Annotated in this window: 25 protein-coding genes; 13 read left to right on the top strand and 12 right to left on the bottom strand. The window is 64.6% G+C overall.

What is annotated here, in order from left to right; genetic code table 11:
• Positions 1-37: 37 nt before the first annotated feature.
• Complete coding sequence (locus ACSKB9_RS01315; protein ID WP_016843931.1) at positions 38-421, bottom strand: hypothetical protein; 384 nt, start codon at positions 419-421, stop codon at positions 38-40.
• A 174-nt stretch (positions 422-595) separates the two neighbouring features.
• On the opposite strand from ACSKB9_RS01315, the gene ACSKB9_RS01320 reads away from it, so the two are divergent.
• A complete protein-coding gene (locus ACSKB9_RS01320; RefSeq protein ID WP_438071233.1) occupies positions 596-1225 on the top strand; it encodes a L,D-transpeptidase in 630 nt (209 codons plus the stop codon).
• A gap of 75 nt (positions 1226-1300) precedes the next feature.
• Here the strand turns inward: ACSKB9_RS01320 and ACSKB9_RS01325 are convergent, their stop codons facing one another.
• On the bottom strand, positions 1301-2173 hold the full coding sequence (locus ACSKB9_RS01325; protein ID WP_438071234.1) for a hypothetical protein: 873 nt from the start codon (positions 2171-2173) through the stop codon (positions 1301-1303).
• A gap of 589 nt (positions 2174-2762) precedes the next feature.
• Here ACSKB9_RS01325 and ACSKB9_RS01330 point away from each other — a divergent pair.
• The 3 genes from ACSKB9_RS01330 to ACSKB9_RS01340 all read left to right on the top strand — a co-directional run bounded on the left by ACSKB9_RS01330 (position 2763) and on the right by ACSKB9_RS01340 (position 4291).
• Positions 2763-3344, top strand: coding sequence for a septal ring lytic transglycosylase RlpA family protein (locus ACSKB9_RS01330; protein ID WP_438071236.1), 582 nt, complete (start codon positions 2763-2765; stop codon positions 3342-3344).
• A 273-nt stretch (positions 3345-3617) separates the two neighbouring features.
• Complete coding sequence (locus tag ACSKB9_RS01335; RefSeq protein WP_438071238.1) at positions 3618-3968, top strand: hypothetical protein; 351 nt, start codon at positions 3618-3620, stop codon at positions 3966-3968.
• A 104-nt stretch (positions 3969-4072) separates the two neighbouring features.
• Positions 4073-4291: a hypothetical protein gene (locus tag ACSKB9_RS01340; protein ID WP_438071239.1), complete on the top strand. Its 219-nt coding sequence runs from the start codon at positions 4073-4075 to the stop codon at positions 4289-4291.
• On the opposite strand, the gene ACSKB9_RS01345 is transcribed toward ACSKB9_RS01340, so the two are convergent.
• Positions 4277-5005, bottom strand: coding sequence for a class I SAM-dependent methyltransferase (locus tag ACSKB9_RS01345; protein ID WP_438071240.1), 729 nt, complete (start codon positions 5003-5005; stop codon positions 4277-4279). The genes ACSKB9_RS01340 and ACSKB9_RS01345 overlap by 15 nt on opposite strands.
• A 128-nt stretch (positions 5006-5133) precedes the next feature.
• On the opposite strand from ACSKB9_RS01345, the gene ACSKB9_RS01350 reads away from it, so the two are divergent.
• A complete protein-coding gene (locus tag ACSKB9_RS01350; RefSeq protein WP_076832116.1) occupies positions 5134-5319 on the top strand; it encodes a hypothetical protein in 186 nt (61 codons plus the stop codon).
• An 85-nt stretch (positions 5320-5404) separates the two neighbouring features.
• On the opposite strand, the gene ACSKB9_RS01355 is transcribed toward ACSKB9_RS01350, so the two are convergent.
• From ACSKB9_RS01355 to ACSKB9_RS01385, 7 genes are all read right to left on the bottom strand, one after another.
• Entirely contained in the window at positions 5405-5641 is a 237-nt protein-coding gene (locus ACSKB9_RS01355; RefSeq protein ID WP_016840755.1) for a hypothetical protein, read from the bottom strand.
• Between the two features lie 323 nt (positions 5642-5964).
• On the bottom strand, positions 5965-6138 hold the full coding sequence (locus ACSKB9_RS01360; RefSeq protein WP_168857013.1) for a hypothetical protein: 174 nt from the start codon (positions 6136-6138) through the stop codon (positions 5965-5967).
• A 9-nt stretch (positions 6139-6147) separates the two neighbouring features.
• On the bottom strand, positions 6148-6378 hold the full coding sequence (locus ACSKB9_RS01365) for a DUF6894 family protein (protein WP_028332292.1): 231 nt from the start codon (positions 6376-6378) through the stop codon (positions 6148-6150).
• 140 nt (positions 6379-6518) lie between these two features.
• Positions 6519-6863 (bottom strand): tRNA-binding protein, encoded by a 345-nt coding sequence (locus ACSKB9_RS01370; protein ID WP_225163046.1) that lies wholly within the window; start codon positions 6861-6863, stop codon positions 6519-6521.
• Positions 6863-7489: a LysE family translocator gene (locus ACSKB9_RS01375; protein ID WP_438071243.1), complete on the bottom strand. Its 627-nt coding sequence runs from the start codon at positions 7487-7489 to the stop codon at positions 6863-6865. The genes ACSKB9_RS01370 and ACSKB9_RS01375 overlap by 1 nt, the downstream gene beginning before the upstream one ends.
• An 18-nt stretch (positions 7490-7507) precedes the next feature.
• Positions 7508-8380 (bottom strand): pyridoxal kinase PdxY, encoded by an 873-nt coding sequence (gene pdxY / locus ACSKB9_RS01380; RefSeq protein ID WP_438071245.1) that lies wholly within the window; start codon positions 8378-8380, stop codon positions 7508-7510.
• 10 nt (positions 8381-8390) lie between these two features.
• Positions 8391-8564 carry a hypothetical protein gene (locus tag ACSKB9_RS01385; protein ID WP_016840760.1) on the bottom strand — a complete coding sequence of 58 codons (174 nt, stop codon included), beginning with the start codon at positions 8562-8564 and terminating at the stop codon, positions 8391-8393.
• A gap of 698 nt (positions 8565-9262) precedes the next feature.
• Here ACSKB9_RS01385 and ACSKB9_RS01390 point away from each other — a divergent pair.
• Positions 9263-9505 carry a hypothetical protein gene (locus ACSKB9_RS01390; RefSeq protein ID WP_057019953.1) on the top strand — a complete coding sequence of 81 codons (243 nt, stop codon included), beginning with the start codon at positions 9263-9265 and terminating at the stop codon, positions 9503-9505.
• 86 nt (positions 9506-9591) lie between these two features.
• Entirely contained in the window at positions 9592-10260 is a 669-nt protein-coding gene (locus tag ACSKB9_RS01395) for an FMN-binding negative transcriptional regulator (protein ID WP_438071247.1), read from the top strand.
• 271 nt (positions 10261-10531) lie between these two features.
• On the opposite strand, the gene ACSKB9_RS01400 is transcribed toward ACSKB9_RS01395, so the two are convergent.
• A complete protein-coding gene (locus tag ACSKB9_RS01400; protein WP_438071249.1) occupies positions 10532-11335 on the bottom strand; it encodes an alpha/beta fold hydrolase in 804 nt (267 codons plus the stop codon).
• Positions 11336-11451: 116 nt separating this feature from the next.
• Here ACSKB9_RS01400 and ACSKB9_RS01405 point away from each other — a divergent pair, with 116 nt between their 5' ends.
• The 6 genes from ACSKB9_RS01405 (at position 11452) to panD (ending at position 16489) form a co-directional block, all read left to right on the top strand.
• On the top strand, positions 11452-12390 hold the full coding sequence (locus tag ACSKB9_RS01405) for a LysR family transcriptional regulator (RefSeq protein WP_438071251.1): 939 nt from the start codon (positions 11452-11454) through the stop codon (positions 12388-12390).
• A gap of 459 nt (positions 12391-12849) precedes the next feature.
• Positions 12850-13587 (top strand): ROK family protein, encoded by a 738-nt coding sequence (locus ACSKB9_RS01410; protein WP_438071253.1) that lies wholly within the window; start codon positions 12850-12852, stop codon positions 13585-13587.
• 128 nt (positions 13588-13715) lie between these two features.
• The gene (locus ACSKB9_RS01415; protein WP_057019961.1) at positions 13716-13976 is read left to right on the top strand and encodes a PepSY domain-containing protein; all 261 of its coding nucleotides are present in this window, start codon (positions 13716-13718) and stop codon (positions 13974-13976) included.
• Between the two features lie 181 nt (positions 13977-14157).
• On the top strand, positions 14158-15441 hold the full coding sequence (locus ACSKB9_RS01420) for a cystathionine gamma-synthase family protein (RefSeq protein ID WP_438071255.1): 1284 nt from the start codon (positions 14158-14160) through the stop codon (positions 15439-15441).
• Positions 15442-15553: 112 nt separating this feature from the next.
• Positions 15554-15718 (top strand): putative quinol monooxygenase, encoded by a 165-nt coding sequence (locus tag ACSKB9_RS01425; RefSeq protein WP_438071256.1) that lies wholly within the window; start codon positions 15554-15556, stop codon positions 15716-15718.
• Between the two features lie 381 nt (positions 15719-16099).
• Positions 16100-16489, top strand: coding sequence for an aspartate 1-decarboxylase (gene panD / locus ACSKB9_RS01430; RefSeq protein WP_438071258.1), 390 nt, complete (start codon positions 16100-16102; stop codon positions 16487-16489).
• A gap of 11 nt (positions 16490-16500) precedes the next feature.
• Here panD and ACSKB9_RS01435 read toward each other — a convergent pair whose 3' ends face one another.
• Positions 16501-16851: a zinc ribbon domain-containing protein YjdM gene (locus ACSKB9_RS01435; RefSeq protein ID WP_438071260.1), complete on the bottom strand. Its 351-nt coding sequence runs from the start codon at positions 16849-16851 to the stop codon at positions 16501-16503.
• Positions 16852-16973 lie beyond the last annotated feature (122 nt).

The raw sequence follows: 16973 nt of genomic DNA on the forward strand, positions 1-16973 counted from the left end.
CATCAAGTGTGGGACAGGCTTCGCTCGAAAACGCTTTCTATTCCTTCGTCCTGATGTAGCCCGCAAGCCGCGTCTTCTGGTCCTGGCACCAGGTCGTCATGCTGCCGGCGCGGCGCTGATCGAGGTCGGTGGTCTGGGTTGCGATCGCAACTTCCGTCATCAGGTCGTCGGCCTGCTTCTCGCCCATCTTGCCGCCGGTATGCATGAAGGCGATCGCCTTGCGCACCTTCTCGGTGGTGCCGTCGGGCAGATGCATGTCCTGCGCCCGCTGCACGAGGTCCTGATAAACCAGATCGGTGCCGGGGCACTCGACCTTGGCGGCAAAGGCCTGCAGCACCATCGTGACATAGGCCGCGCGCGGATCGGCATGGGCAGGGGTTGCTGCGACAATCAGGCCGCCGATCAGCAGAGCGTAACGCATGAATTTCCTCCGGAGGTTTTGGACGTTTTTTGCGAGGCTAGCGTCCAAGGGAACCGAGTGCAACCGCCAGGACACACTCACGGAAAGAACCGATCAAACAGACGTGTTCCAACCTCGCTGCCACGATTTGAGCACGATTTCGGCAGCATGTGGCACAAGTTGACGCAGGGGAGAATGATCGTGTCAAAGTTGGGGCTTGCTGCGGTGCTGGTGGGATCGCTTGCGCTTGGCGGCTGCATGCAGGCGACGCTGTCGCCGGCGACGGATGTCGCGATGACGTCGCGCGATCGGCAATTGCTGGCGCATCCGCCCTATGCGGATGCCAAGATCCCGCAGCAGTTCCAGCGGCACATTGTCGAGTACACCCGTCGGGAGCAGCCGGGCTCGATCCTGGTCGATACCGACGCGCGCTACCTCTATTACGTGCTGCCCGGCGGCAAGGCGATCCGTTACGGCGTCGCTGTCGGCGAGGAGGCGATGGCTTTCTCCGGCGTCGCCACGGTCGGCCGCCTGGCCGAATGGCCGGATTGGGTTCCGACCCAGGATATCCAGGAGCGGCTCGGGCCGTATCCGAAGCGTGTCGCCGGTGGACCGGCCGATCCGCTCGGCGCCCGCGGCATCTACCTCTACCAGGGCAACAAGGACACGCTGTATCGCATCCATGGCACCAACCAGCCCGAATATATCGGGCAGGCGATCTCGTCGGGCTGCATTCGCATGACCAATGGCGACGTGATCGACCTTTATCAGCGGGTCAAGCCGGGCGCGACCGTGGTCGTTCTGCCGCCGGGACAGAGCGCGTAATTCGAATACAAAGTGTATTGCGGCCGATCGCGTCATCGCGATCGGCCGCACGCTTTTTTAAAGGTCAGTCAGGCTTCAGCGCAGCGGCATCGGCGGCCGAACCACCGGCCCGCCATCATCCGCGTCAACAACCGAGGACTGCTGCTGCACCGGCCGCGGTGCCGCAACGGCCTGCGGGGCGGCGGGAGCCGGCAGCGGCGCTGCTGAAGCGGGCGGCGGAGGCGGCGGGATATAGGCCTGCGCCGGCCGGCGCACCGGTGGCGGCGCAACGGCGGCATGCGGCGCCGCCTGCGGCGTGACCGCGGCGCGCGGGCGCGGCGGAGCGACCGGCCGCGGCTCGACGGCCCTGGTCTCGGTCGTCTTCGCGACGCGCTGTGCCAACTGATCCTGGCCGGCCTTGAGCTGATCGATGCTGGTCTTCAACTGCTCGATCTGCTGTCCCATCGACGTGAGATCGCGGGCCATCGATTGCAGCAACTGTGTTTGGTCAGGTGCCGCTGCGGCTGGTGCCGCCGCGGTAGCGGGCGCAACCGGCGCTGCTGCCGCAGCCGGTGCCGCGGCAGGGGCGGGTGCCGGCGCGGCTGCCGCGGGCGCGGCCGTGGCGACGTCCTGTGGCGGAGTGGCCGGTGCGGCTTCAGCTGCCGCCTGATCGGTGGCCGCCGCCTGTGCTGGCGGCGCACTCGCCTGATCCGAGGCGGAGGCTGCCTTGCCCGGGATCAGCGAAGTCAGTGCAGCGATCTGAGGCGCCCACTCGGCGGCGATCTGCTTGGCGCGATCGCCATAGTGCTGCCACGCCGCGGTGCCCATCGCGCCGGCGATCGCGAAGCAGAACCAGAAGGCGCGGATCGCCCATTTGCTGGTGGGGCGCGGCGCGCGGTCCAATCTGATGTCGTCCAGTCGGCCGTCATGGCTTGGCGCGCTATAGGCCGGCTCGACCGCCACTGACATTGGCGTGACCGGCGGCACCGAGGCGACGGTCGCGGCGGATGCGACCGGGGGGGTGGACGTAGGCGCGAGGCTCGAGCCGAAATAGGGCTCGCGTTGCCCCGGCGCTGCCCTTCCGGCTGGCGCTGCGGCGTTGTCCGGACGTACCGGAGCGAAGCTCGGTTCGATCGCGAAAATATCGTGTGGATCTGCGTCTTTCAGTGTCGATTGCATGGCGGTCCCCGTTTCATTCCAAGGTCAACCGCAAATGGGCGGCCGGCAAATTTACGCTCTGTATTGACCCCTGACCCTGCCCCACGACTCCAGTCCGGTTTGACCAAAGCAAGGCGAGAGGGTGGAGAGGTTGGGGAGTTTCGGGAACCCAAGCCGGGGACGAAGCGCACGAGCGTCCACGGCCTCTCGCGTAGCGCCCCGTACTGCATTCCGGATGAAAGCTCCCTGGGTTGTGTGGCGCATCCACCACACCCGAGGGCAAATCGCATCGCGTCCGGCACGTCCGACCGTGCTCCGCCACCGTTCCGCCCCGATTGGATTCGGCTGATAGGCCGTTGGATTTTCGGCTTGGGCTGGGGGCGCAAGTTGGGGGTGCAACATGTCACGCGACGATGCAGTCAACTCGTACGTCGGCGTCAAATGCAGCGCGCATGGTGCTGCGGCCCCGATCCTGTTTGTGCATGCCCGAAAGCCGCTCCGGCTGCTTGCGGTGATGATCGGCGCGGCGTCGCTCGCGGCGTGCGCGCAGTCCTCCGTTGTCAGCCAGCGCTCGCAGGCGCTCGCGAGCCGGCCGGTATCGATCGAGCCGACACGGGCTGCGTCGTCGGCCACGCGCACACGCGTCGCCACTGCGCGTAGGCATACGCCTTATGCCTCGCGCAAAACGGGCGACAGCAAGATCGCCTCGCACGGCGTCGCGAGCTTCTACAGCGAGGAGCAGCCGACCGCGAGCGGCGAGAAGTTCGATGGGCGCGAGTTGACCGCCGCGCATCCGACATTGCCGTTCGGCACCAGGCTTCGCGTCACCGACGTCAAGAGCGGCCGTTCGGTCACGGTGCGCGTCAATGACCGCGGACCCTACGTTCCCGGGCGCATCGTCGACGTCTCGCATTCTGCGGCGCAATCGCTCGGCATGATCGGCAAGGGCATCACGAATGTCAGGCTCGACGTCGTGCAGTGAACAGCGTGGCGCAAGCCAGGTTCGGGATTTTTGCCAGCTCGATCGGGAAAAAGTCCCGGCGTTGCGTGCGCTTTAATCCTGTTGTCCGAACGACGGCGGCAAATCGAATTGTTGCCGCTACTTCCCCGCGCTCTCCATTTCCAGGCGCGTGGATTTCTACCCAATGAACCTTCCCCGCCTTGGTGTCCCTCCAGGGCGGGGTTTTTCTTGTGGGCCGCCATGCGCGCCGCATGCGTTGACAGCGCAGGCCGACGCCATAGCCTCCGTTCTGCTTTGGAGGGCGGCGATGCCAAACAACAATCAAGAAACGGACGGCTTCGCACGCTCGAGGACGGCAGAGGCACGCACCGGATCGAGGTCGGCCTCGATGCGCCGCGCGAGGGCACCACGACGACGACCGGCAACAAGTTGCATCACGAATACCAGCCCGACCTGATGCGCGTGGTCGCGAGCGGTACCTGGCGCGACCTGCGCACTTTCGTGATGACCTGGACCTTCGTGGAATCGGCGTTTCGCGATACCGTGACCCGCACCTTCGAGGGACCGCAGATGCGATTCGCGCGCAGCGTCAACGTCAACTCATTGGCGCTGGATATGCCGACCTTGATGGGAAAGCTCGCATAGGCGCGACCGAACGTTGCGCGCTAGCGGATCCTGCGCCGGCGGTTCCACCAAATTGTCACAGTCCCAGCGAAATCCGGCCCAAAGCCGCTGCCAACAAACGCCGGATGGACCAAGTCGGCGAGGGACAAGCGTTGGCCTACAAGATGATCGCAGAACGCGAGAACGAAACGGTCAGGATCGAGCGCGAGAGCACCTTCATCATCATCGCCAAGGCCAAGGTCTGGGCGAGCGAGGGGTGGCAGGTGGTGATCACCGACAAGGACGGTAAATCATACCCGCCCGAGGAGTTCGAACAAGCTGCTCGCGGCCTAGCGCTGCGCTGACACCAGCAGCATCATCGGCCGTTCGAACTCGTCGGCCAGTTCGGGCATCGCCTTGACCTGCTCGCGTGTCGGGCAGAACTCCTCGACATGGCGCAGCGTGAAGCCGGCGGCGATCAACGCGTTGAGCGTGGTGCCGATGGTGCGGTGATATTTCAGCACGCCCTTCACATACCAGTCGGTCCGGCGCTCGCCTTCGATGAAGTAGCGGTTGACCGGCCAGGTCTTGCGGCCGTCTTCGTCCTGCCCCCAGTCCGGATGGGCCGCCGCCATATAGACCGGATGCTCGACAGTGAAGACCAGATGCCCCTCCGGGACCAGCGCGCGATACAGCATGCGCGCCAGGCGATCGAAATCCCTGATGTAGTGGAAGGCGAGGGCGGAGTAGGCGAGATCGAAGGTCGATTTCGGCAGCTCCAGCGTCTCGAGGTCGGCGATCTCGTAGGTGATCGCCGCATCCTGCGTCATGGCGGTGGCGCGGGCGATCATGTTCTGCGAGAGGTCGATGCCGAGCACGTCGGATGCGCCCTGCTCGCGCATCCAGCGCGACATCCAGCCGAAGCCGCAGCCGAGATCGACCACGCGCTTGCCCGCGACATCGGGCAGCATGGCGCGGACCGCCGGCCATTCGGGCGCGCCGAGCAGTCCGCGGACCTGCCGCGGCAGCTGGCTGTAGCCGGCGAAGAAGCCGGGATCGTCATAGATGTTCTGCGCCATGGCTCTTTCTGTAACCGCCGCCGCAGCGTGTGGGAACCGCTGATTGTGTCGCGCCCGGCGCGCTGCTGGAACCAGACGCGGCGCTCAGTGGTTTCTGATGTCAGCAGTCGACAGCCGAGGAGAGCGCCATGTTAGCCGAGATGCAAATCCACACCATCGCGCGGCAGATGCTGTTGAAGCACGGTCCGCAGGCGATCGCCCAGGCCGCGCAGAACGCCGTTGCTTGCGAGAGCAAGGGCGAGACCGACGACGCGCGCGACTGGCGCCATATCGAGGACGCGCTGAAGATGATGCGCGGACCGCATCAGAGCTGACGGCGGGCAGGCTAGACGACCCCGCCGTCGCGCAACGACACAAGGACCGCGCGAGCGCGATCGCCGCAACCCTAACCGACGGACGCTAGCCCGCCCGGCGCCACCGCGGCACGGGATCGAGCGGCGTGCGGTAGAGCTCGCGCCGGTCGATGTCGGTGACGCGCACTGCGCAGCCGCGCGCCTTCAGCTCCGGCTTGACCTGCGACAGCTCGTTGGCGAGCTGGTCGGCGCGGTCGGAGGCGAGGCTGATGTCTTCGAGGATGATGGTTCCTTGATTGCGGAACTCGTCCCCCACCACGAGATCGAAGGTGTAGTACGGCATTCCGAAGTCTCCGTTTCGGTTTGCATCACAGGGTAACACTCAGTCGAGCATTCCCTAAGATGCGTGGCGCACAATCGGCGTGCGATCGGCGCAAAAACGATGTGCAGCGCATCAAGCACGACGAACGAACAAGCCACGCCGCACGGCGAAGGAGTCCTTTGAACCAGCTCACCGCCATGCCGTTAAGATTTGATTAAAACAGTCGTCGCAAGCTCAAGACCAAGTGGAATCGCAGCGGAACCGGACTCCGGGAACCGGCAGCTGCAGGAGAAGGCCGGTGGCGTAACGCCCGCCGGCCTTTTCTCGTTGTGGATGCCGCGAAGCTAGTCGCGCAGTGCGGCTTGCCGCCGGGCGCGGCACTTCGGGCCAGGCCCGCGCATGTAATACAGTTCGGGGCGATAGGGATTGATGACGCCATCGATCAGCGCGACGCAGCGCGCGACGAGGCGGGCGAGGTGGCGTCGCAACGGCTGCAGGGCAAGTTCCATCGCATTCATGGCATGCCCTCAGTGCAGCTCGCCGAGGATGGCGGTGAACGGCAGCTCGAAGATCTCGGTTCCGATGTCGTCGGTGACGTGGACCGCCCAGTTGCGCCAGTCCTCCACGCTCGGTGTCATGACAAAGCTGCGCGCCAGTTGCTCCGCATACACGCGCGCCTCCGCCAGATCCATCGCGGCGCCGGTGCGATCCAGGATGACGTGCTTGTCGTCGGAGCAGTGAAAGAAAACTGCGGACATTCTTCCGATTCCCATGCCGAAGCGATTCTCGCGCGCTGCAATAGCAGCGCGCGCGGGCACTGAGAATCCGGGTGATCCCCCATCGGTAAACTACGGGAAATCCAGACGATTTGAATCACGCGGCCGTGATCAGCCCGACGTCAGAAGATCGGCTCGCCGATCGCAACCTCGCTGCGCGGGCCGAGCACGATCACCTCGCCGCTGGCGTCCTTGGCGCCGAGGATCAGGAGTTCCGAGGTGAAACCCGCGATGTTCTTCGGCCCGAGATTGCAGATGCACACGACCAGCGAGCCGACCAGCGCCGCCGGCTCGTAATTCGTGATCTGTGCGCTCGACCACATGATTCGCCCGGCGCCGACATCGACGCCGACCTTGTAGGACGGATTGCGGGCGCGGGGAAACGGCTGCACCTCGACGACCTCGCCGATCCGGATATCGAGGCGGGCGAAGTCGTCGTAGCTGGCCTGCGGCTTGAGCGGGGACATCAGCGCTCCTGGAACGCAAGGCGGACACCGAGCGCGATATAGATCGTGCCGACCACGCGGCCCTGCCACTGCCCGATGCGGCGATGCCGACTGATCCACGGGCTGATCTGGCCGGCGGCGAGCGCCAGCAGCGAGGTGTAGACCGCGCTCATCACGACGAAGATCAGGCCGAGGGTCGCGAACTGCGCCACCGCCGAGCCGTGGCCGGGATGCACGAACTGCGGCAAGAAGGCGAGGAAGAACAGCGCGGTCTTCGGATTGAGCATTTCCGCCCAGATCGCCTGCCGGAACGCGCGGCGCGGATCGACCGGCTGCGCCGCCGGCAAATCCAGCTCGTCGTTCTTCTCGAACAGGGCGCGGACGCCGAGCACGATCAGGTAGATCACGCCGGCATATTTCACGACCGAGAACGCCAGCGCCGAGGTCATCAGCACGGCCGAGAGGCCGAATGTCGCCATCGCGGTGTGGACGAGATCGCCGAGCGCGATACCGAACCCGGTCGCGACGCCGACGCGCGCTCCGCCGGTGATCGAACGCGCGAGCACCAGCAGCACCGCCGGCCCGGGGATCAGGAACAGACCGAGCACGACGGCGGCGTAGGTGAGGAGGGTGGTGATGTCGATCATGAAGACCTGTCCCGGATGTCAGGATACGGCGATGGCGACCGCCGCGAAGCGTGGCTTCGGATCAAGCATCACGCCGGCGCTTTCGACAATGCGCATTTCCTCGGTTCCGCTCTGCGCCGTGCGCTCCAGCACGCCGTGGATGCCTGACGCAGCGTGGCTGAGCGCATCCGGCGTCGCCAGGCCGCGCGCGCGGGCGGCGACGAACAGCGCGGCGAACAGGTCTCCGGTGCCGGACGGGCTGATCGGAACCCGCGGCGTGCGCAGGCGCCAGGCGCAAGTCTTGTCGGATTGGGTGCGCTCGATCGCCAGCGTCTCGATCTCGCTGTGCGGCGTGCCCGCCAGCTCGGCGCTGGTGATGACGACGGTCGCAGGTCCCCGCGCCATCAGCGCACTCGCCTGCGCGACGACGTCGTCGATCGTCGTCACGCGCGCGCCGCAGAGGAATTCGAACTCGAAATGATTGGGCGTGATGATGTCGGCGAGCGGGCAAAGCTGGTCGCGCACCAGCGGCGGAATGTCCGATCGCACGAACATGCCGCGGTCGCGGTCGCCGAGCACGGGATCGCAGCAATAGAGCAGGGCCGGGTTCGTCGCCTTCGCGCGCTCGACGAAGTCGGCCACGTCCATCGCGATGTCGGCCGAGCCGAGATAGCCCGACAGGATCAGCCGCGCGGCCTCGACCGCGCCGCGCTCCTCGATGCCGCGCAGCAGGTCAGCGACCAGCTGCACGTCGAGCACCCGGCCGCGGATGGTCGGATAGCCCGGCCGATTGCTGAGCAGCGTGGTCGGCACGGCGACGACATCGATGCCGTGCAGCTGGATCGGAAAGCTGGCGGCGCTGTTGCCGACATGGCCCCAGGCGACCTGTGACTGGATCGAGATGACGGTCATCTTGTGCGCATCACCCGAACAGTGCGGCGTAGATGACGTAGAGCCAGCCCAGGATACCGTGGATGATGGCCCACAGGATCGAATGGTTCTTGGTGTAGGAGATCGCGATCGCCAGCGCCGAGCCGAACCCCACGCCGTATTTCGCGCCCTCGACGCGGACGCCATAATATCGATTGCCGTTCATGGGGAAATCCTTCCAGCGGGAGGGCGTGAGCGTGGAGACAGCGTAACCTGCCAGTTGCAGTCAGTTCAACGGCGGATCGGGATTCCGCGGCATTGCTAAGCTCGATCATTCCTGGGCAAAGCCCTCGCCTTTACTGCCGGCATGACGGTGATGGAGTCGGCGCGCGCATCTTTCTCCATTCGTCGTCCGGCGAAGGCCGGGACCCATACGCCGCAGCAAGTGTAGTGAATGGGACTCGTCGTTCCAGCGATGCTCAACAACATCCTTTTGTGGTTGGGTCCCGGCCTTCGCCGGGACGACATCGAACGTGTGGTGCGCTGCAAGTCATACATCCGCATTCTCGCGACATGTTTTGTCTGATCGTACCCATGGGCCGCGAGCAAAGGGCAGCAAGCGGAATATTTTCTTATTCTGATATCGACAGGTTTTGCTGAGTTGCCCGTGGGGCTGTTTTGTCGCAGGCGGCGCAGCCGGGTTTGTCTTGCCGGTTCGCGTCGGGACCTCGTCTGTCACGCTGCGATCAACCGATCGTGTCGGATCGACGTGGAAGAAGATGCACGGGTGGACTGTCTTGCATCCAAACGCTTGCCTCATGGCGTCGGAACAAGACGGCAGAGCGATCGATCATGATGTGAGCGCGAACCGATCGGCGGGCGGCGAACAATGCGCCGGCGCGCCAGATCCAACAGGAGCAACTGATGTCAGGGATCAAACAGATTGCGGCCGCGCTGACCGCGCTCGCCATGCTGACGGCGTCGGCCATGGCACACGAAGTGCCGGCGGCGGGCCCATCCGCGCTCGTGAAGAGCCATGCCGCCGCCGGCCGCTGGAGCGGCGGTCCGCCGCGCATGGCGGTCCCGCATTTCGGCGAGTCCGAGGCGCTGCCTCGCGACCAGCCCGGCGGCGTCTGCGATCACGGCGACAATGCCATGATCTGCTGAGCCGGATCGTGCATGGCGGTGATCTCCGGCGAAAGTTGCGCTAGCCTTGCTGGGTCGTCTCCCTCCAGCTCGCGAGCGCCGCCGCCATGCACATCCTCCGTCCCCAGTTTCGCATTGAGCAAGACCGCGCGCTCGCCTTTGCGGCGGCGCGCGGCTTCGGCGCCATCGTCGCCGCCGATGCACGCGGCCCGCGCGCGTCCCACGTGCCGTTCGTGATCGAGCGGCGCGACGATCGCGTGATCGTGCAGATCCATCTCACCGCGAAGAATCCGCTGGTCGAGCTCGCCGACGGTGTCAGGCGCTTCCTCCTGATCGTCTCCGGCGATGACGCCTACATCTCGAACGACTGGTATGTCTCACCCGACAACGTCTCGACCTGGCTCTACGAAGCGGTGCATTTGTCCGGCGTCGCGCATCTGCGCGATCATGGCGAGAACCGCGGCCATGGCGACGCGCTGCTCGCGGTCTCCGAGGCGCGGCTGCAAAAGCAACCCTGGGACCTGATGCAGATGGAGCCCAGCAAGCGCGAAGCGATGCTGGCGGGGATCAGGGTGATCGACATCGTCGTCGACGAGATCGAGGGCCAGTCAAAGCTGAACCAGCACAAGAGCGATGCCGATTATGTCGCGCTGGTCAATCGCCTCGCGCGCGCGGAGGAGACGGCAAGCCAAAGGCTGGCGGAGAAGATGCGCGCGCTGCGGCCGGAGCTTGAATACGACATTGGACCGTGCGGAAGGCGGGTCAGCTCCGTGTAACCCGGCGCTGTCTCTACGCAACAGAGGGCGGATTACGCTTGCGCTAATCCGCGCCATAGAGTCGATCGGCATCGAATCCGCAAACGTGTTGTTAAGATCGCTCCGCGCTGATTTGTTCGATTCCAATTCGTTCTTCGCGAACAAAATGGAGTCGAATGGGGAACATGTGGTGCGTGATCCATGTAGCCCGCACGAGCGAAGCGATATGCGGGCCTGATCACGTACTCTTGGAGCGGTCCCGGATGTCGCTTCGCTCATCCGGGCTACGCAGTCATGTGGTGGAGAGCGCCAGGAAGCTCACGACCTCGCTGTTGAATCGATCCGGCTGCTCGATATTGAGGATGTGAACGCCGGGCAGCAGGACAAGCTTGGCATCGGTGATTGTCGCGGCGATATCAGCGCTGTGGCTGGCCCGCGTGACCGTGTCGCTCTCGCCGCCGATGACGAGGGTCGGCGCCGCAATCAGCGAGATGGCGCGGCGGAGATCGACGTCGCGCAGTGCGGCGTAACATCCGGCGAGACCGCGCGGCGGCGTGGTCAGCACCATGTTGCGGAATTCGTCGACGACCTCGTTCGGCGCGGCCAGCATCGTCGCCGGAAACCAGTTGCGCATGAAGCCGTCTGCGATTCCATTCATGTCCTTGGCCGCAAGCACCGCGCGGATCTGCTCGTCGAACGGCAGTTCGGACGCCAGATAGGACGAGGTGTTCGAGAGGATCAGGCGGTCGATGCGGTCAGGCGCGAAGATGCCGAGCCATTGCCCGACGAACCCGCCGAGCGACAGACCGAGGAAATGTGCGCGATCGATGCCGAGGGCGTCGAGCAGTTCGACCACGTCGCGGCCGAGCCGGTCGATCGAGTAGGCGCCCGTGGGCGCGTCCGAACCGCCGTGACCGCGGGTGTCGTAGCGGAGCACCCGAAACGACCGGCTGAGGGCCGGCATCGAACGGTCCCACATGTGCAGGTTGGTGGCGATCGAGTTCGACAGCGCGAGCACCGGCCGATCGTCAGGACCGTCGATGCGGTACGCAATCCGGCAGCCATCCGCCGTGGTGAAGCGTCGATCGCCGCTCATCTCGTCAGTCCCTTGTGCTGGTGGAAGCCGGCAGGCTTCGCGTCGACCCAGGCTAGGACTCGCGCCTTCGAAGAAAAATTACTAAGATTGATCAATCTCTGTAGGTTTTATGGACAATGGATCGGATCAAGCTGCACGATTTGCGCTGCTTTGACGCTGTCGCGACCGAGGGAAGCTTTCAGGCCGCCGGCACGGCGCTGAACCGGTCGCACCCGTCGGTGTTTGCGGCTGTCGCCCGGCTCGAGCAGCAACTCGGCCTCACGCTGTTCGATCGCAGCGGATACCGTATCGGGCTGACGGACGCCGGCCGGACGTTTCACGCACGCGCGCAGGTGACGCTGCGCGAACTCGATCTGCTGCAGGGCTATGCGGAGCAGCTTGCCGGCGGAGAAGAGGTCGTCCTGCGCGTGGTCATTGGCGACCTGTGCCCGCGGCCGCCGGTGCTGCAGATGCTCTCGGCGTTCTTTGCCCGCCATCCCAACACGCGCCTGCACATGGAATATGAGGCGGTCGGCGGGCCGCTCGAGCGCCTGATCGATGATAACGCCGATCTGGTGTTTCATCGCGCGGAGCCGTCCGATTCGCGCTTCGAGCAGATCAAGCTCTCGAGCACGACCATGGTGCCGGTCGTCGCTCCCGGCTTTCTGCCGTTTGCGTGGACGAAGAAAGTCACGCCGGAGCAGATGCGCCCCTTCACGCAGTGCGTCATCCGCGACACGGCGCGGCGAGCGTCGTCGGAAGACTTCTTCCTGATCGAAGGTGCGCATCAGTGTAGCGTGCCGGACCAGATGATGAAGAAGGAGCTGATCCTGCATCGTCTCGCCTGGGGCCATCTGCCCGCATGGCTGGTCGAGGACGAACTACGGGACGGCAGGCTGATCAGCATCGCTGGACCGAATTTTCCGGGCCGCGAGGAAAATCTTGCGGCAGTCCGTCATCGTCAGCATTCGCACGGACCGGTCGCCGAAGCGCTCTGGCTTCACCTCAAAGGCTGGCGGCTCGCTCAGCGTGCAGGGCGGGCGACCCGACCGGTCCGCGCGAAGCGCGGCCGATAATGGGCGCGGAGTAACCCGACGCGGTGATGTCGTCGGTGGATGTCCGATTACGCTTGCGCTCATCCGCCGTACGAAGCGCCGCGGCATCGAATCGCGCAAACCTCTTGTTAAGAATCGTTTTGCGTCGATTTTTCGAATTCCAATTCGTTCCTCGCGAACAAACTGGAGTCGGATCGGGAACGTGGCCGTGGTGCGAACTCATCGATCGATCAGTGATGCGGGAGAACGCAGTGTGCCTGAGATGCGCCGCGGTGTTGCACGCCGAAAGCAATAATCCCATCATGATACAACATCGATTGTTCGGATGCGGTCGATGTATGTGCGTTGTTAACATCTGGATCGCGCCGATTTTCCTGATTCCGATTCGTTCTTCGCGAACAAACTGGAGTCGGATCGCGAACGCCGCTGTGGCGCGCGATACGTTTCTCTGCTCCACTCGGCGCATAGGAGAGCGGATTGATGGCCAAGAAGGCAGGCAACAAGACCAGCAAGAAAATGAACAGGCCCGCGTCGCGCCGCACCGTGCTGGCGATCGACGTCGGCGGCACGCATGTGAAGGTCATGACCGACAAGGAGCGCATCAAGCGCGAATTCGACTCGGGTCCAACTCTGTCCGCGACCGAGATGGTGCGGCAGGTCAAGCTGCTCACCAAGGACTGGTCGTATGATGTGATCTCGGTCGGTTATCCCGGACCGGTCGTTCACAACCGTCCGCTGACCGAGCCGCACAATCTCGGCCGCGGCTGGGCCGGCTTCGATTTTCACCGCGCGTTCGGCCGCCCGACCAGGGTCGTCAACGATGCGCTGATGCAGGCGATCGGCAGCTATCAGGGCGGCCGGATGCTGTTTCTCGGCCTCGGCACCGGCCTCGGCTCGGCGATGATCGTGGACGGTGTTTACGAGCCGATGGAGCTTGGTCATTTGCCGTACCGCAAGGGCGCGACGTTCGAGGATTATGTCGGCGCCGCGGGTCTCGAGCGGCGCGGCCGGAAGAAATGGCGCAAGAGCGTCGACGACGTCATCGCGCGGCTGTCAGCCGCGCTGGAGCCCGAGTACATCGTGCTCGGCGGCGGCAATGCCGACAAGGTCGACAACCCGCCGCCCAAGGTGAGGTTCGGCGACAACGCCAACGCATTCGAGGGCGGATTTCGAATGTGGAAGAAGCGAGCGCGCAAGGCGAACGGCGCGCGTCGATGAAACCGGAACCGCCACCAAATCGCCGCAACTGCCGAAGTTTCGCGCTGCTTCGCACTCCTGTTGTCGGAACTGATGGGTGCGCCGCTCGTTTTATGCGGCATAACATCCTGTTCCATGAGGAGTGAGCCATGCGAAGTTTCATTATTCCCGCGATCGCGGCCCTGGCGATCGGCGCAGCGACGCCGGCGATGGCCTACGATTCCGGCAGCCAGGTCTCGATGGAGGCCGCGCTCGATGTCGCGACCGGTCTCGGCATCGTGACGGTGTCCAACACCCAGTTCCTCGGCGACGAGTGGGAGGTCGAGGGGCGTGACCGCCTCGGCCGCTGGATGAAGGTCGATGTCGACGCGCGGACCGGCGAGGTGCGCAACGTGGATCGCGGCTGGTAGCCCGCGTCTTCACACTGCCTGACATTCGGAACGGCCGGCGGAGCAGGGCGCACGCCGGCCGTTCGTTATCCAGAACTGTCTGATGCCGTGCTTTGGCTGAATGGCATAAAGCTGGGGTATGCTGGTCCCATCATTCCGGGAATCGCCGCCAGCGCGGCGGCCCGTGAACAGGAGACCGGCCATGACAAAACCGTTTCCGTCCAAAACCCATATCGGCAATCACCTGCTGCATCCGGAAACCCAGATGCTGAACTACGGCTACGACCCGCAGCTGTCGGAGGGCGCCGTCAAGCCGCCCGTGTTCCTGACCTCGACCTTCGTGTTCCGCACCGCCGAGGACGGCAAGGACTTTTTCGACTTTGTCGCGGGCCGGCGCGAGCCTCCGGAGGGCATGGGGGCGGGGCTGGTCTATTCGCGCTTCAATCATCCGAACAGCGAGATCGTCGAGGACCGGCTTGCGATCTATGAGCGCACCGAGAGCTGCGCGCTGTTCTCCTCCGGCATGTCGGCGATCTCGACCACGGTGCTGGCCTTCGCGCGGCCCGGCGACGTGATCCTGCATTCGCAGCCGCTCTATGGCGGCACCGAGACGCTGTTCACCAGGACACTGGCGGGCTTCTCGATTCACGCCGTGGGCTTTGCCGACGGCCTCGACGAGAGTGTCATCCGCGCCGCTGCCGACGAGGCGATGAAGAAGGGCCGTGTCGCGATGATCTTCATCGAGACGCCGGCCAATCCGACCAACGGCCTGGTCGATATCGCGCTGACGCGGCGCATCGCCGATGCGATCGGCAAGGCACGGGGCCATACGCCGATCATCGCCTGCGACAACACGCTGCTCGGGCCGGTATTTCAGCGGCCGATCGAGCACGGCGCCGATCTCTCGCTGTACTCGCTGACGAAATATGTCGGCGGTCATTCCGACCTGATCGCGGGCGCGGCGCTCGGCTCGAAGAAGCTGATGAAGGACATCAAGGCGCTGCGCGGCGCGATCGGCACCCAGCTCGATCCGCATTCCTGCTGGATGATCAGCCGTTCGCTGGAAACGCTCAGTCTGCGCATGGAAAAGGCCGACCGCAACGCGCGGATCGTCGCCGACTATCTGCGCGACCATCCCAAGGTGGCGCAGGTGCATTATCTCGGCCATCACGATCCGGCGTCGCCTGCGGGGCGCGTGTTCGCGAGCCAAAGCAGCGGCGCCGGTTCGACCTTCTCGTTCGATATCGTCGGCGGGCAGCAGGCGGCGGAGAAATTCCTCAACTCGCTGCAGATCTTCAAGCTCGCAGTCAGCCTCGGCGGCACCGAGTCGCTCGCGAGCCTGCCGGCCACCATGACGCATTCCGGCGTGCCAGCCGATATCCGCAAGCGGATCGGCGTGCTGGATTCGACAATCCGGCTCTCGATCGGGATCGAGCATCCGTCCGACCTGGTGGCCGACATCGCGCAGGCGTTGAGCCGGGTGTGAGCCAGTCAAAAGCGTGTAGGATGGGTCGAGCCAACGGGGCCGCGCGTCGCGCGGCCCGATGATAAACTCCACGAAACCCGTCCTACGGGCTACCAACCTCCGGAGAGAGTGCATGCTGGCAATCACGGCGATCATCCGCGCGAAGAAGGGCCATGAGGCGGCGATGCGTCAGGCGTTGCTCGACGTCGTCGAGCATGTCCGCGCCAACGAGCCGTCCACCGTCGGCTACTACGTCTCGCAGGATGTTCGACAGTCCGCGGATATTTTCGACGTATGAGCGATACCTGGATCAGGCGGCGATGGACCGGCACAACAATTCGCCGGCTGTGGCGCGCTTCTTTGAGGTCGCGAAGCCGATCCTCGACGGCGAGGTGATAGTGGTCTTGGCGAACGAGATTGCGAGCAAGCAGGAGTAGGGCGTTCGCCACCGGGTCACAAATAATAGCTTGCTCCGGAAAGGCTCCGCCGCAGCGCGTTCATTCTTCGATTTGGGTGGCGTGGAGCATTGCAGACCGGCGCGGTCGGCGATTTCAGGACAAACCCATCGCGGCGGAACTGCGCTCGAAGCGAGCGTACACCCGGACAACGTTGACGCGGAGGCGGCGCGCCGTTATTGGCGGCGCGGAAAGTTCCGACGCAACGATACGGGATGGTCTCGATGCAAGTGACTTTGATGAAAGGCAAGATTCATCGCGCGCACGTCACCGAAGCGGACTTGCATTACGAGGGATCGATTTCGATCGACCGCAATTTGATCGAGGCCGCCGGTTTCCTCATCAATGAACGCGTCGACATCTATAACGTCGACACCGGCGCGCGCTTCTCGACCTACGTGATCGAGGCGCCGGCGGGATCGGGCACCATCGGCCTCAACGGCGCGGCCGCACGGCTTGCCATGGCTGGCGACAAGGTCATCATCGTCGCCTATGCCAGCTTCGACGCCGACGAGGCGCGCAAATTTCATCCGCGGGTCGTGCTGGTCGACGACAAGAACCGGCACGTCGCGAAGGCTGCCGCCGCACCGGCGAAAGCATTGGCGGATGCGTAAGCTGGGCTACGCTAGGCCTTCTTGACGAACTCCGATTTCAGATTCATCGCGCCGATGCCGTCGATCTTGCAGGCGATGTTGTGTCCGTTGCTGCCCTCGGTGAGGCGGATGTTCCTGACCTTGGTGCCGCCCTTGACCACCGACGACGAGCCCTTGACCTTGAGGTCCTTGATCACGATGACGCTGTCGCCGTCCGTCAGCGGGTTGCCGTGCGCGTCGCGCACGCCCGCTTGCTGGGCGGTCTCGGCGGCCGCGGCCGCATCGCTGCTCCACTCATGGGCACATTCCGGGCAAACCCAGAGAACGCCGTCCTGATAGGCATGCTCGGAATTGCATTTCGGGCAGTTCATTGCGGCGTCCATAGTCGAGATCGTCTCCGTCGTTGCGGGCGCACCGTAGAGGCACAGGCGGCCAAAGCAAGCAAAAACCCGGCGATTTGATGCGCAAAGCGGCGCAAAGGTGGCGAGCCACTCGTCCACCCGCG

It is taken from the genome of Bradyrhizobium sp. BR 1433 (assembly GCF_051547665.1).
Classification (GTDB): Bacteria; Pseudomonadota; Alphaproteobacteria; order Rhizobiales; family Xanthobacteraceae; genus Bradyrhizobium; species Bradyrhizobium australafricanum.